Source organism: Actinomyces sp. Z5, assembly GCF_003287795.1.
GTDB lineage: Bacteria > Actinomycetota > Actinomycetes > Actinomycetales > Actinomycetaceae > Actinomyces > Actinomyces glycerinitolerans.
Window position 1 is genome coordinate 17896 of sequence record NZ_QMIN01000052.1, and the last position, 14919, is coordinate 32814.

9 protein-coding genes are annotated in these 14919 nt (G+C 71.0%); 6 read left to right on the forward strand and 3 right to left on the reverse strand.

The genetic code is table 11. From position 1 onward, the window contains the following. Window positions 1-1660: DUF349 domain-containing protein (locus DRB06_RS07070; protein WP_111819507.1), on the reverse strand; the 1660-nt coding region annotated here is incomplete at its 3' end. Window positions 1661-1871: 211 nt separating this feature from the next. On the opposite strand from DRB06_RS07070, the gene DRB06_RS07075 reads away from it, so the two are divergent. The 4 genes from DRB06_RS07075 to DRB06_RS07090 all read left to right on the forward strand — a co-directional run bounded on the left by DRB06_RS07075 (window position 1872) and on the right by DRB06_RS07090 (window position 7755). Further along, the gene (locus DRB06_RS07075; protein ID WP_111819508.1) at window positions 1872-2699 is read left to right on the forward strand and encodes an MBL fold metallo-hydrolase; all 828 of its coding nucleotides are present in this window, start codon (window positions 1872-1874) and stop codon (window positions 2697-2699) included. A 143-nt stretch (window positions 2700-2842) separates the two neighbouring features. After that, window positions 2843-4267, forward strand: a complete 1425-nt coding sequence (gene hisS, locus DRB06_RS07080; protein WP_111819509.1) for a histidine--tRNA ligase — start codon at window positions 2843-2845, stop codon at window positions 4265-4267. A 3-nt stretch (window positions 4268-4270) separates the two neighbouring features. Beyond that, window positions 4271-6046: a dynamin family protein gene (locus tag DRB06_RS07085; protein ID WP_395994433.1), complete on the forward strand. Its 1776-nt coding sequence runs from the start codon at window positions 4271-4273 to the stop codon at window positions 6044-6046. Next, window positions 6043-7755 (forward strand): GTPase, encoded by a 1713-nt coding sequence (locus tag DRB06_RS07090; protein ID WP_111819510.1) that lies wholly within the window; start codon window positions 6043-6045, stop codon window positions 7753-7755. The genes DRB06_RS07085 and DRB06_RS07090 overlap by 4 nt, the downstream gene beginning before the upstream one ends. 22 nt (window positions 7756-7777) lie before the next feature. Here the strand turns inward: DRB06_RS07090 and DRB06_RS07095 are convergent, their stop codons facing one another. Both DRB06_RS07095 and DRB06_RS07100 read right to left on the reverse strand, forming a co-directional pair. Continuing rightward, window positions 7778-9376 carry a cation:proton antiporter family protein gene (locus DRB06_RS07095; RefSeq protein ID WP_108967219.1) on the reverse strand — a complete coding sequence of 533 codons (1599 nt, stop codon included), beginning with the start codon at window positions 9374-9376 and terminating at the stop codon, window positions 7778-7780. A gap of 39 nt (window positions 9377-9415) precedes the next feature. Further along, on the reverse strand, window positions 9416-11758 hold the full coding sequence (locus tag DRB06_RS07100) for a DEAD/DEAH box helicase (protein WP_111819511.1): 2343 nt from the start codon (window positions 11756-11758) through the stop codon (window positions 9416-9418). A gap of 671 nt (window positions 11759-12429) precedes the next feature. Between DRB06_RS07100 and DRB06_RS16600 the strand changes: the two genes are divergently transcribed. Continuing rightward, window positions 12430-14334: a hypothetical protein gene (locus tag DRB06_RS16600; RefSeq protein WP_258522185.1), complete on the forward strand. Its 1905-nt coding sequence runs from the start codon at window positions 12430-12432 to the stop codon at window positions 14332-14334. 40 nt (window positions 14335-14374) lie between these two features. Beyond that, on the forward strand, window positions 14375-14919 hold a 545-nt coding region (locus DRB06_RS16100; RefSeq protein ID WP_181575219.1), incomplete at its 3' end, for a hypothetical protein.

Sequence of the window (14919 nt, forward strand, 5' to 3'; positions counted from 1 at the left end):
GCGTGGTTCGGCGCACCTGATCCAGCCACGCCCGCCGTGCGGTCAGCGCCGCCTCCGCCTGCGCTTGCGCCTTGGTGTCACCGGACTCCTTCGCGGCGGCCAGGTCGGCCTCCAGCTCGGCGATGGAGTCCTCCAGCTGGCTGGCCAGCCCCTGGGCGCGGGCCTGGGTCTCCGGGTCGGTGCGGCGCCATTCGGCCTGCTCGGCCCGGCGCAGCGCATCCTCGACGGCGCGCATGCGGGCCTCCAGCCGACGCACCGCGTTGCGGGGTACCCGACCGGCCTCGTCCCACGCCTCCTGGATGGGGCGCAGCGCCTTGCGGGCGGCCTTGGGATTCTTGATCGGGAGCAGCGCCTCCGCCTTGGCAGCGAGTTCCTCCTTGACCTTGAGGTTGCCGGCGTATTCGGCGTCGGTGGCCTCATCCTTGGCCCGGCGGGCGTCGTAGAAGACCTGCTGGGCGGCGTGGAACCGCTCCCACAGGGCGTCGTCCTCCTTGCGGGAGGCGCGACCGGCCTTCTTCCACTCGTCCATGAGTTCGCGGTAGCGGGCAGACGTGCCGGCCCAGTCCGTCGAATGCGACAGTTCCTCGGCCCGCTTGATCAGGGCCTCCTTGGCCGCCTTCACCTTGGCCTGCTTGGCGTCCAGTTCACTGAAGTACTGACGGCGGTGACGGTCGAAGGTGGTGCGGGCGTGGCTGAAGCGCTTCCACAGGGCGTCCTCGGAGGGGCGGTCCAGACGCGGGCCGCGGCGCTGTGCCTCCTTCCACTGCTCCAGCAGGGTGCGCAGCTCCGCACCGGAGGACTTCCACTGGGTGCGGGCCGGGTCCTGAGCAGCCACGGCCTCGGCGCGCTCCACGATCGCGGTGCGGTCCTTCAGCGCCTGCTCCTTGGCGGCGGCACGCTCGGCGGCAACCGCCTGCCGACGCTCCACGGCCACCGACTTCAGGGCCGCGAACCGGGCCCGCAGCGCCTCCAGGTCGCCGACGGCGGCCGGCTCCTTGAGGGACTCCTCCAGGTTCTTGATGGTGGAGTCGATCTCCCGTACCGACAGGTGCGGCAGCCGGGCCGCGAACAGGTCGACGTTGGAGTTCAGGTCGAGGTAACGGCGCACGTAGTAGGCCATCGCCTCGGCGATCGGAACGCCGGGGAACTGGCCGACTTCGCGTTCGGAGCCGCCGTCCTGCACATAGACGCGCCCCTCGCCGTCCACCCGGCCCCACTTGGCGGCATCCATGGCGGCCTCGGGGTCGATCTCCGGCTCGGTCGGTGCGGCCGGTTCGGCTGTCTGCCGACCGTCCGCAGGCGGGTTGTCGGCCCGCTCGCCGTCGGCTGCGGGCTGGGTCTCGGCCGCTGAGGCGGTGCCCGCCGACTCGGAGGCGCCCGCTTGCGAAGAGGACGCATCGGGCTGTGCCGGCTGCGGCGCCGCGTCCTCCTGAGGGGCGGCCTCGGTCGCGCTCTGGGCTGACGGCTCCGCCGAGGCCTCCGCCGGCGCCGACGTCGATGCGGCGGAGGACTGTGCGGGCTGGGGGGCGTCGGTGGTGGTGGCCTGCTCGTCGGCGGCGGGCGCCGTCGGCGTGATTGGGGTAGCAGCCTGCCCGGGTTCGGCCGTCGACTCCACTGCGGGAGTGGTGGACTCGGCCTGGGGCTGTGTCTGCTCGGTCATTGCGCTCCTTCACGGATCTGACGGGGTGGAGCGAGCGGTCCCGCTCCGTTCCGTTCACGTCCGGCACACGGCCGGACGACGACACGCCGCCGGAAGGCGGCAGTTAGACCCGAGCCTACCCGTCGGCAGGGCACGGCGAAACCGTCGCGGAGACGCGTGAATCATCCAGGAGCGGACAAATGGCCGGGGAGGGGTCGGCTAGCATGCCGTCATGCTCATCGAGCGCACTCTTGCCGCAGTCTTCGGATCAAACTGCTACGTCCTGGCCGCTGAGCCGGGTGGGTCCGCCCTGGTTGTGGACCCTGGTGCGGGTGCCGCTCGCGGTGCGATGGCTCTGCTGCGTTCGTACAACCTGACCCTGGGTGCCATCCTGCTCACCCACGGCCACGCCGACCACGTGTGGGATACCCAGCGACTGATTGACACCGCGGTGACCGAAGGGCGCGTAACCACCGGTTTGGCCGGCGCGCCGGAGGACCCCACGCGTGTGCCCGTGTATATCCCGCAGCCGGATCTGTACCGCCTGGATGACCCGGACGGCACCACTGGCATCAGCGTGGATGGCCGGACTTTCGCCGACTTGACCGGGACGGAGTGGCTGCGCCCCGCAGATGTGCGTCCCTTCCCGCAGGCCGGCTTCGGTGCCGCCGTCGAGCTGGTACCGGGAGTGGCCTTGCAGGCGGTGCCCGCGCCAGGCCATTCGGAGGGCTCCACGGTGTTCTTCTTCAACGCGCACCTGGGCGACAACCAGCTTTTGTTCGAGGCGGAGGTACTGGACGATCCGGCGAGTATCCCTGAGGAGGACTACCTGGTGGCGCTGTCCGGGGACGTGATCTTCAAGGGCAGTGTGGGGCGCACCGATCTGCCGGGCGGGGACCAGTATCAGATGTGGGCGACGCTGAGGCTGCTGGCCAGCGCCGTCGATCCGGCCACGGTGCTGCTGCCCGGCCACGGCGCCGCGACGACCATGGCGCATGAGCACCACGCCAACCCCTACCTGGCCGAGGCCAAGGTCCGGGGCGGCGAGACCGGTGCGTGAGCACCGGTCGGGGCGGGCACGGCGCAAGACACGGCGAGACCGGTGCGTGAGCACCGGTCGGGGCGGGCACGGCGCAAGAACAACCGTGGCTGGCCCCCGCCGGTTTCGGTGGCGGCGTCGACCGACGGCGGCGGCATGACACAATGCGGCCCATGACAGCAGCCCAGGTCCGACAGGCACAATCGTCCCTCTCCGGTTTCCCAGAGTGGCTCCCCGCGGCCCGCATCGTCGAGACGCAGTTCATCGACACCCTGCGCCGCACCTTCGAGCTGCATGGATTCAGCGGGATCGAGACCCGCGCCGTTGAGCCGCTGTCGGAGCTGACCCGCAAGGGCGAGACCAGCAAGGAGGTCTACCTGCTCTCCCGCCTCCAGGCGGACCCCGGCGAGGCGGAGGAGACCGACCCGGCCAAGCAGCTCGGCCTCCACTTCGACCTGACCGTGCCCTTCGCCCGCTACGTGCTGGACAACGCCGGCACCCTGCACTTTCCGTTCAAGCGCTACCAGATCCAGAAGGTCTGGCGCGGCGAGCGCCCGCAGGAGGGCCGCTTCCGCGAGTTCGTTCAGGCGGACATCGACGTCGTCGGGGATGGCGCCCTGCCGCTGTACCACGACGTGGAGATGCCGCTGATCATGCACGAGGCGCTGAGCGCGCTGCCGATCCCCGCCGTCACCATCCACGTGTCCAACCGCAAGGTCGCGCAGGGCTTCTACCAGTCGGTCGGTGTCTGCGAGGATCAGCTGGCGGAGGTGCTGCGCGTGGTGGACAAGCTCGACAAGATCGGCGCCGGCCGGGTCGCCACCGAGCTGGTCGACGTCGTGGGCATCACCCCGGAGCAGGCCGACGCGGCCCTGCGGCTGGCGGAGATCACGGGCGCCGACGCCGAGCGGGTACGTGCCGACGTGCTGTCCGCGCTCAACGGCGCCGACCCCGGCGAGCTGCTGGTCCAGGGCCTGGACGAGCTGTCCGAGCTGCTGCGCTCCGCCGCGCGCCGCCGCCCCGGCGCCATCGTCGCCGACCTCAAGATCGCCCGCGGGTTGGACTACTACACGGGCACCGTCTACGAGTCCTTCATGGCCGGCCACGAGGACCTGGGCTCGGTGTGCTCGGGCGGCCGCTACGACTCCTTGGCCTCCGACGGCAAGCGCACCTTCCCGGGCGTGGGCATCTCGATCGGCCTGTCCCGCCTGCTGGCCAGGGTGATTGGCGCCGGCATGCTGGAGGTGACTCGGGCCGTGCCCACGGCCGTGCTGGTTGCGGTCACCGACGAGGAGCACCGCGATGTGTCCGACTCCGTGGCCGACGCGCTGCGCTCCCGTGGCATTGCCGCCGACGTGTCCCCGACGGCCGCCAAGTACGGCAAGCAGATCCGCTTCGCCGACAAGCGGGGCATTCCCTATGTGTGGTTTCCCGGCGCCGAAGGCGAGCCCGACTCGGTCAAGGACATCCGCTCCGGCGAGCAGGTGCCCGCCGACGCCGCCACCTGGCTCCCCGCCGACGAGGCCGACCTCGCTCCGCGTCTGCGCCCGGTCGGCGCGGCGGCAGGCCAAGCGGGTGAGCAGGGCTGAGTCGTGAGTGCTGACGCGGGGGCCGCGCCGCCTCCTCCGCCCGGCACCGCCGGTATCGGCGACACCGAGGCCGCCCTGAGCCGCCTGCGCGGCGACCTGTCCGGCCTCAGCCTGCCGTACGCGCTGGCGGGGGTGGACACCGCCGCCCGCACGGCCCGGATCGTGCGCGATCAGCTCGGCGACTACGTCCTGCCGCGCCTGAAGGCGATGGACGCGCCCCTGCTCGCCGTGGTCGGCGGCTCCACCGGGGCCGGCAAGTCCGCGCTGGTGTCCTCGCTCGTGCGCCGACGGGTGGCCGTCTCCTCCGCGATCCGCCCGACGACGCGCCGTCCCCTGCTGCTGCACGCCACCGGCGACGACGCCTGGTTCGACGGATCCCGGGTACTCGGATCGCTCGCCCACGTGCGCGTCGCGGAGGGCGCGGAGCCGACGGCGGCGGGCCTGCACACGCCGCGCGAGGTCGAGGTTCGCTCCTGTTCGACCCTGCCCGCGGGGCTCGCGCTCCTGGACGCGCCCGACGTGGACTCCGTCGTCGACGAGAACCGGGAACTCTCCGCCACGCTGCTGGCTGCTGCCGACCTGTGGATCTTCGTTACCACCGCCTCGCGCTACGCCGACGCCGTCGTATGGGAGCACCTGCGTGCCGCCGCCGCGCGCGACGTCGTCACGGCGGTGGTCCTGGACCGCGTTCCCGCCGGCGCCGACGAGGCGGTCGGCAAGGACCTGCGCCGCCGCCTGGACGCCGCCGGCCTGTCCTCCTGCCCGGTTTTCGTAATCCCGGAGACCAGACTCGACCCGGATGGTTTCCTGTCCGACGAATATGTGGCGCCGCTGCGGCACTGGCTCGGCGCACTTGCGGTCGACGCCGCGGCGCGGCGCGACGTGGCCCGACGCACCCTGACCGGGGCACTCGGCTCCGCCCTCGCCGGAATGGACGGCGTGCTGGACGCGGTCCGCGCCCAGGAGGCCGAACGCGGCCGTCTGGCCTACGCCACCGCGACGATTCATGCGGAGGCCCTGGACCGGGTCACCCAGGCGACCGAGGACGGCTCGATGCTGCGCGGCGAGGTGCTTGCCCGCTGGCAGGAGCTGGTCGGCACGGGCGAGCTCCTGCGCGGGCTCGAGTCCCAGGTCAGCCGCCTGCGCGACCGCGTTACCGCGGCGGTATTGGGGCGCCCCGCACCCGCCGAGCGCGTCGAGGAGGCCATCGAGTCCTCGCTGACAATGCTGCTCGTGAACGAGGCACAGCGCGCCCGCCTGGAGACGGAGCAGACCTGGCGGCGCGCCGGCACCGCCGCCTACCCACTGTCGTGTGCCATCTCCGCGCTGCCGACGGTGGCGGAGCGCACGCAGCGGGCCGAACAGCTGGTACGGGACTGGCAGGGCGACGTGTTGAACCTGGTCCGCGCAGAAGGAGCGGACAAGCGCCTGACCGCGCGGCTGGTGTCACTGGGAGTCAACGGCACCGGCGTGGCCCTCATGGTGGTCGTCTTCGCCCACACCGGCGGCCTGACGGGCGTGGAGGTTGGGATTGCAGGCGGCGCCGCCGTGGTCGCACAGCGACTGCTGGAGGCCGTCTTCGGCGACCAGGCCATGCGTGACCTTGCCCGCCGCTCCCGTCTAGCCCTCAACGAGCGAGTCGCGGCCTTCCTCCAAGAGGAGCAGGCCGTCTTCACCCAGGCGCTGCCGGCTCCCTCGCCGCGCCCCGAGCAGCTTGCGGAGCACCTGCAGGAGGTCACCGGCGCCGTCGGGCGGCTGACGGGGGAGGACGCCAGATGAGAATCCGCAAGCCCACCCCGGTCGATGCGGGAGTCGACACCCCTGAGGACCCGCTGGTCATGCTCGCCCGCCTGGTGGAGGCCGGCGACGGGCTCTTGCCCGCGGACCTCCTTGAGGCCGCTCGCGCCCTGCTTGACCGCGCCGGACAGCGCCGACTCATCGCCCCGGGGATTAGTGTGGTCGCGCTCCTGGGGGCGACGGGCTCGGGCAAGTCGAGCCTGTTCAACGCGATCTGCGGAGTCGACACGGCACCCACCGCGGTTACCCGGCCGACGACGACCCAGCCGCTGGCCGCACTGCCCGCCTCACCGGGACCGGAGGCGGACGGCGCGGCGGGGCGGCTACTGGACTGGCTCGCGGTCGACGCACGGGTGCGGCTGCCCGAGTCCCCGTCGTGGGGCCCGGCCTCCGTCGGGGTGGGGGAGAACACCATTCTCCTGGACCTGCCGGACATCGACTCCGACGTCCGGCGGCACCGGGTGATTGCCGAGCGTCTGGCGGGCCTGGTCGACGTGCTGGTGTGGGTCCTGGATCCGGAGAAGTACGCCGACGCCGTCATCCACCACGAGTTCATAGCGCCCATGGCCGCGCACGCCTCCGTATCCGTCGTGGCCCTCAATCAGGTCGACCGCCTGAACGAGGCCGAGCGGACGGCGGCCACCCATGACCTCGCCCGCCTCCTGGCCCGCGAGGGCCTGGAGGGCGTGGATGTCATCGAAGTCAGTGCCCGCACCGGGCAGGGCGTGCAGGAGTTGCGGGCCCGTATCCGTGAGGTCGCCGCCGCCGAGGACGTGAGCCGGGCGCGTCTGGCCGCCGACGCTCGGGCGCTGGCCGTTCGCATCCGCAATTGGCTGGAGTCCGACTCCGCGGCTGCAGCGGGATCCTCCGGTAGCGGCGAGCGTGAGGCCCTCGTGGCCCTTCGGGAGGCGGCCTGCCGCGCGGTGGGCACGGATCGAGTCGCCGATGCGGTCGGCGACTCCATGCGACTGGGGGCGGCAGTCCGCGTGGGCTGGTTGCCGGCGCGCTGGCTCGCACGTCTGCGCAGAGACCCGTTGCGGGCTCTGCATCTGGGAGACGACGTCCACGCCCGCCGGGCGTCGTCGGGCTCCGCGGCGCCGCCGGTTCCGCGCACCTCCCTGCCCGCTCCCGATGCGGCCGCCGACGCTGCCCTGCGCGCAACCGCCCGAGGCTACATGGCAGCACGGACCAGTCGGCTTCCGGCCACCGCCCAGGAGCAGGTGTGCGAGCGGCTGAGCCCGCGGGCGGAGCAGCTCTATGACCGGCTGGACGCCGCCGTCGGGCGTACGGACCTGGAGCAGAACAGTCGCCCCCGCTGGTGGACGTGTGCGAATGCGCTGCAGGTGCTGCTGGCGTTCACGGCGCTGGTTGGTGGGTTTTGGCTCCTGGTCCTACGCGTTATGAACCGCTACCTGCTGTTGGCGGCAGAGCCACCGCGTTGGGGGCACCTGCCCTGGCCCACCGTGCTGCTGCTCGGTGGCCTTCTGATCGGCCTGGTACTCGGGCTGAGCGGTACGGCCCTGGCGCGAGTCGGCGCCGCACGCCGGCGCAGACGCGTCAACGGGCGCCTGCGCCAAGCGGTGGCCGAGGTCTTAGCAACCACCCTGGTCGAGCCGCTGGATGTGGAGCTTGCACGCATCGGGGAGGTCCGGGCACTGCTGGACGGCCTGTGCTCACCGACGGCGCGCTGAACCGGAGCCTCAGCGCACCGGTTCAGCGCCCGGCATTACTGTCGGGCGCTGATGATCCAGAATCGAGCGACTCGGCCGCGCGGGCAAGCGCTTCACCGGCGCCTTCGTACAGGTTGATCACCACGTCGACGCCCGCCGCCCGCATCGAGGCGGCCTCGTCGTCGTAGCGGGCGATCGCCAGAACCCGGCCCTCGAAATGTGAACGGTCCAACCAGTCCAGTACGTGTACGTTGGCGCCCGGCTCGGACATGGCCAGCACCACCGTGGACACGTGCACGGCCTCCAGCCGCTCCCAGAACTGCTGGTCGGTGGCGTCCGCCTCCAACACGTTGAAGCCCTGGCGCGTCAGTTCCTCCACCTTCGTAGCGTCGTTGTCGATGCCGAGCACGCCCGACTCCCCGTCGGCGTACAGCCTGGTGTACGTGGAGCGTCCCGCCCGTCCCATGCCGAAGACGACGGTGCAAACGCCGTCGAGCCGAAGCGGCTGCTCGTCGGGGTGCAGCGTGCTGGCGGGGCGGTGGGGGAGCAGCCCGGACAACCAGCGCACCAGGGAGACCGGCTTGTGGTTGACCAGTGCGGAAACCACGAAGGACAGTGCCAGGGCCAGGGAGACGGCGGCCGGCCATTGCGCGCCGAGTAGCCCGTGGTCGGCGGCGGTGCCCACCACGATGAGCGCGAACTCGCTGTAGGCCGTAAGCGCCAGGCCGGTTAGCACCGAGGTGCGTCGCCGCATACCCAGCGCGCGCAACACCAGCGTGTAAACCAGTGAGCGCACCGGCAACAGGAGCAGCAGGGCGCCCGCGAACTCGAAGGCGGCCGTGTCGGGGACCCCGTCCAGGCCGATGGCCAGGAAGAACCCCACCAGCAGGATCTCCTTGATGGTGAACAGGGCGCTGGACAGCTCCTTCGCGGCCGGGTGTGACGCCAGCAGCGCTCCCATGATCAGCGCGCCCAGATCCCCGTCGATACCGACCAGGTCGAAGAGCAGATAGCCGGGCAGCAGGGCCATCGACATGCCGAACAGGGCGCGCATCTCCCGGTGATCGATGCGGTCAAGCACCTTGCCGAACAGTCGGGATGCCGGCCACAGCAACACCAGGGCGGCGGCCCAGGGACTGGGCAGCCGGCCGGAGGCGATCGTCATGTACGCCACCGCGGCGATGTCCTGGATCACAAGCACGCCGATGGCGATCCGCCCATACAGGGAACCGGCGTCGTCGCGGTCCTCGAGTAGTTTGACCACCACGACCGTCGAGGAGAAGGACAGGGCGAAGCCGACGGCGGCGATACCGCCCGGCGTGGTGGCGCCGAGGTCCAGGCCCAGGGCCAGCAGCGCGGCCACAACGGCCGCGCTCAGGACGGAAAGCACCGTCATGACGATGACCGCCGTACCCGCGACTTCCTTGCGACGCAGCACCCGCAGGTCGAGCTTGAGTCCGATCGTGAACAGCAGCACCGCCACGCCGAGGTCGCCCAGGACCTCAACGAACTCCAGGTTCGGCAGCGGCGAGGAGCCCAGCACGAAGCCGGCGGCGAGGAACCCGACCAGGGGAGGCAGACGCAGCAGGGTCGCGGCGAAGCCGAACACCACCACCGCGAGCAGATACACGGCAGGGATCATGCATTCTCCTCCCCACGGTCGGGTTCCGGGCCGGGGGCGTCACCGCCCGTCGCGATTACCGCGGAATCCGCCCTTGCGACCGTTGTTCCAGCCGCGGTTGCCCCAGCGGCCGTTCCTGTCGTTCCTGTCGTTACGACGGTCATCGCGGTCGTAGCGCCGCTTGAATCCGCCACGGTCGTAACGTCCCGAGCCGCGGTCGTTGTTCCGCCCGCGGAAGCCACCGCCCGAGCGGCCGCCGCGGTCCTCGTCCCAACCGGAACCCGGCCCCTCGTCCACGCGGATGCGCAGCTCCCGGCCGGCGAAGGTGGCGTGCCGCATACGCTCCAACTGCTCCTCACTCAGCGGCGTGTGAATCTCGACCAGGGAGAAGGACTGCAGGATGTCGATCTTGCCGATGTCGGAGCCGGAGATGGCGCCCTCGTTGGCCAGCGCCCCGACGATCGCGCCGGGCAGCACCCGGTCGCGGTGGCCGACCTCGATGCGGTAGACGGTGCCGGAGCCCTCGTCGTGATAGCGGCGGCCGCCGCGGCTGGCGCCGGGCTTGCCCTCGATGCGGTCCCCGCGGCGGCCACGGCGGTCACCCTCGAAGGAGGCGGAGACGAAGGTCCCGTCGTCGTCCAGGCGCTCCTCGCGGTTCCCGCGGCGCGGACGCTCGCCGTCGTCACGACGGCGCGGCCCCTCGTCGCCGACGGCGAGGGCCAGCAGCGTGGCGGCCAGCTCGTCGGCGTCGATTCCGAGCTCCTCGCTCTTGGCGGCCACCAGCCGGGCATACATGTCCAGGCGGCCGCGCTCGTGCCGAGCGGCGGCCCGGTCCAACAGCTTGCCGGCCCGGTGCTCGGACACGTCCGCGGGGGAGGGCAGTGTGATCTCCTCCAGGCGGGCGCCGGTCAGGCGCTCGATCTGGCGGAGCTTGCCCTTCTCCTTGGGAGTCAGGAAGGTGACGGCCTCACCGTGGCGGCCGGCGCGGCCGGTGCGGCCGATGCGGTGCACGTAGGCCTCGGCCTCGCGGGGCACGTCGAAGTTGACGACCAGGCCGATGCGGTCCACGTCCAGTCCGCGGGCGGCGACGTCGGTGGCTACCAGCACATCGAGGGTGCCGTTGCGCAGGCGCTCAACCAGCCGCTCGCGCTCGCGCTGAGGCACGTCGCCGGAGATGGCGGCGGCCTGAATGCCGCGGCCGGCCAGCTCGATGGCCACGTCCTCGGCGGTGGACTTGGTGCGCACGAACACGAGGGCGGCCTCGGCATCGGTGACCGCCAGCACGCGTGCGGCCGCCCCGATCTTGTGACGGAAGGGCACCACCGCGTAGGTCTGGCGGACGGTGTCCACGGTGGAGGCCTGGCGGGAGACCTCCACTCGCACCGGGTTGTCCAGGTGCTGGCGCGCGACCGCCTGGATGGCGGGCGGCATGGTCGCGGAGAACAGGGCGGTGCGGCGCTCGGCCGGAATGGTGGCGGCGATCGTCTCCACGTCCTCGGCGAAGCCCATGCGCAGCATCTCGTCGGCCTCGTCCAGGACGAAGTACTTCACCTCATCCAGGGTCAGAGCGCCCTTCTCGATCAGGTCGATGATGCGCCCGGGCGTGCCCACGACTACTTGCGCACCGTCCCTGAGCGCCCCGATCTGGGGACCGTACGGGGCGCCGCCGTAGACGGCTACCACGTCGAGCCCGCGGGAGCGGGCGGCCATATCGGTGATCGCCTCGGCGCTCTGGAGGGCCAACTCACGGGTGGGTGCCAGCACCAGGGCCTGCACCGCTCCGTCATGGGCGTCCACGGCGTCCAGCAGCGGCAGCCCGAAGGCGGCCGTCTTACCGGTGCCGGTCTGGGCAATACCGACGACGTCGCGGCCGGACAGCAGAACGGGGATCGCCTCGCGCTGGATGGGTGTGGGGGTGGTGTAGCCCATGTCCTTTACGGCCTTGAGCAGGTCGGCGGGCAGGCCCAGGTCGTCGAAGGTGACGTCCTCGGGCGCGCGGGCCGGCTCGTCCTGCGCGTCATCGACGAAGGGGGTGTGACCGTCGACATCCTCCTCATCGTCGGCGACGTCGTCGTCGACCTCATCGGACTCGTCGATGTCGGAGTCGGGGTCCTCGGGATCGGACTCGGGCAGGTTCAGGTCGAAATCGTCGGCCTCGTCCTCGTCCTCCAGGCCCTCGGGGTCCTCCGGAGAGTCGGAGGATGCGGGCGTGTCGAAGGATGCGGCGGACTGCGGTGAGTCGGGGGTCGAGTGGGGTGCGGCTACCTGGTCGTCGGCGGGGACGCTTGGAGTGGCGCCGCCGATTTCGGCACTGAACAGGTCGTCGATGCCGAGGGCGGAGCCGAAGGTGTTGTCGTCGGAGGGGCCGAAGGGCGCAGATGCCCCAGTCGGGGTGGCTGTCATCGTCTGTTTCCCGTATCTGGTTCCGCTTGGGGAACCGTTCGCGGAGTGTGGGGGAGACCGGGCGGCCTCCGCTCTTGCCGCGCCGCACCCACCACACTCGCCCAGCACCCGCGTGGACTTACCGGCGGGGACTTGCGGGCTTCACGTACTAACTCACGGGATCACGCTCGGTGCCGCACAATTGGGAGCGGCAGAACGAGCCGCGAACGGGGCTCACAGCACGGATCACTCCTGAGTCATAGCTTACGGACGTATGGTAACGATTTGAGGACTCCCCGCCGCTGCGCGCATCAGGTCACACGTGACACCGGTCTCGCGGTGCGGCCCGCGACGCCGTGGTGAACCGTGCCGAATCGGAACGAGCAGGTGAATCCGCCCACGCTCCCGGCATTTCAGTGTCGCGCAAGCAAATTGGGCGATACTATCGAACCGCGTTGGGGTAGCCCACGGCATTTCCTCCGAGCCCCTGAGGGTCCTGTATGTCAGGATTCCCGAGGCCGCCCGGAAGTGCATGCGGGCTACGTCCCGTCGACGCCGCGACGGCGATTTTGCCGGCGCGGTTCCGACCAGACCAAGGCCAACAGACGAGTTCCGAATAGATGACCCATCTCCCGCGCCACAGCAAGTCAACCCGCGCGACCCACAGACCAGCGCTGCGGGTCGCGTTCACGGTGCCAGCTGCGCTCGGAGTGATCCTGGCGACCTCCGTTGGCGCCGGCGCCGCGGTCGCCGTCGGCCACTGGCACCCGGCCGAGCTTCAGGGCGGGCCGGCCGCAGTGACCGCCAGCGTCCCCGCCGCGATCGGCAACGACGCGGACGGCGAGATGGCCTCTCCCACGCCGGCGCAGGCGGTCTTGGCCGCTCCCGCCGCAACCACGACTCCGCAGCGCGCCGCAGGCGCGACCGTGACCGTGCGCAACCCCGGCGCCAGTTATGTGTCATCCTCCAGCACCGACCGGCCGGTTCTGGTGTTCTCCGGCTGGCAGGATGCCCAGGGGCAGCCGCTCGGCAGCGCTGGCAGTGTGTCGGTCCCCGTACAGGTGCGGTTGGTGAGCGCCATCGGCTCGGCACAGTCGGCCACCATCTACCCCGTGTTCACCAATGGGCGCTCGGACTACGCCCTGCCCCTGTGGCCCTTCACCCAGGCCATGGACCCGCATGTGGACACCTTCACCATGCAGTGGCGCCGGGCGGCCGATCAGGACTGGCAGAGCATCGATACCTTCACCGTCGACGTGCGCCTGCCCGAGGCTGCGCCGGACTCGACCCTCGGCTACTCCGACGGGACGCTAACCGGTACGGGCTGGACGTTCGGGCGCAGCACCAACATCGGCGGTGCCTTCAAGGTCGCACTGGACGTCACCGACGCCGACGGGCATACCGATTCGGTGACAGTGCTCGCCGAGTTCTCCGGCAGGCAATTCACCGTCTCCGCGGAGGCCCTGGCTGCCGCCGGCGTAACTGTGGGCAACGGGTACACGATCTCTGCCACGCCCGCCGGCGGGGCCGCACCCATCGTCGTGCACATCTCCGGCTCGGGTGGCGGGGAGCCGAGCGCCCAGCCGAGCGCGGAACCCACCGCGGTGCCGAGCGTCGAACCCACCGTTGTGCCCTCGCCTGCGTCCTCGCAGGCCCCGACGCCGCTGCCGAGCGCCTCACCCACCGCGGAGCCAACGGCTGCGCCCAGCACCGCACCCGCCGTAGAGCCAACCGCTCAGGCGTCGGCGGAGCCCACCACTTCCCCCGTCCCAACTACTCCGGGGACTGCGACGGTACCCACTGCGTCAGCGGTCGCGCCGACGCCGGCGGCCACACCGCGGGCGGCCGCGACCGGCACCGCGGCGGAGCATCCGGGCGGCCAGGGCACGGGTGGCCCGTCGAGTGCCGGCTCGGCGACCGCAGTTAATCCCCGCTCTGGGTTTGAGGTTCTCAACGAGGGCGTCGACGTCGACCCCTTGGTCGTGCAGGTGCCCTCCACCACCGGGGCACCGGGGTCGGCTGCAGCCGCCGTTGACGCGGGCACGTCCGTCGATGCGGCGGCGGAACCAGCGGCCACCGACGCGAACGTACGGCCGAGCACCGCCCCGGCGTCCCCCGTGCGGAGCCCCAATGAACTGGTACCCGGTAACGCCGGTTCCCTATCGGGCACCCGTGAAGGCACCACCATCACCCTGTTCTTCCCGTCGGCGAAGGTCGAGGAGGGCGACTGGGTGGCCGTATTCGTCTACCCCGGCGCCACCACCGGCGGGTGGGTCCAGGTTGACGCAGACAATTCCGTGTCGCTGGACATCTCCACGCTGGATCCGGGCAGTTACAAGATTGCCGTAGGGGACCGCGATTCCCAACTGCTGGGCTGGGCCCAGTTGGAAATCACCGAGCCTGCGAACGACGAGGGCGGTGAACCCGCAGGCGTAACCCTGCTCACAGGCGAGGACCTGGCCGATCACAGTGCGCTGGGCGCCGACGGGTGGAAACTCGCCGGTGCAGCGGGACTGCTCGTGATCGGTGCGGCGTCATTCATACTGCTCGCGGTTCCCACGTTCGGCGGCGCAAAGACACGAGTCCGCAGCAGATAACATGTATGCTCGTTACAGTCGGGTAACGGGAGGAGGGGCCGTGCCACGTGCATGGTTGCGGACGCTGGTGGTGCTGATAGCCACGGCGCTCGTTCTGCTGCCCTCCGTCGGCGCACAGGCCGACACATTCACGGGCGATTCGACCACCGGTACCGCCTCCACCGTGAGTCCGTCCACCATCGCCGTCGGCGGCACCTTGAGTTTCACGCTTTCAGGCTTCCCCCAGGGAGCCGAAGTCGCGATCCTCATCGACGACGCCGACCCCGGCCCAGGCGGTCAGCCCGGTGTGGTCGGCGAGTTGACCGTGGGTGAAGACGGCACCTACGCCGGCGCGGTCGAGTTGCCTGCCGATGTGGCCAAGGGCGCCCACTGGCTGCGCTTCATAGTGACGGCGGGGGAGGACATTCCGACCAACACCGTGCGCACTCTGGACTACACCAACAAGAGCCCCTACTTCACCGTCGCGGACGTCACCATCATTGGCGGGGGAGCCTCCACGGTGCCCTCCACGCCAACGCCCACCACCGTCGCCACCCCCTCGGTCGAGCCCACCGCCCCCGCCGTCGCCGCCGGCGGCGACTCGGG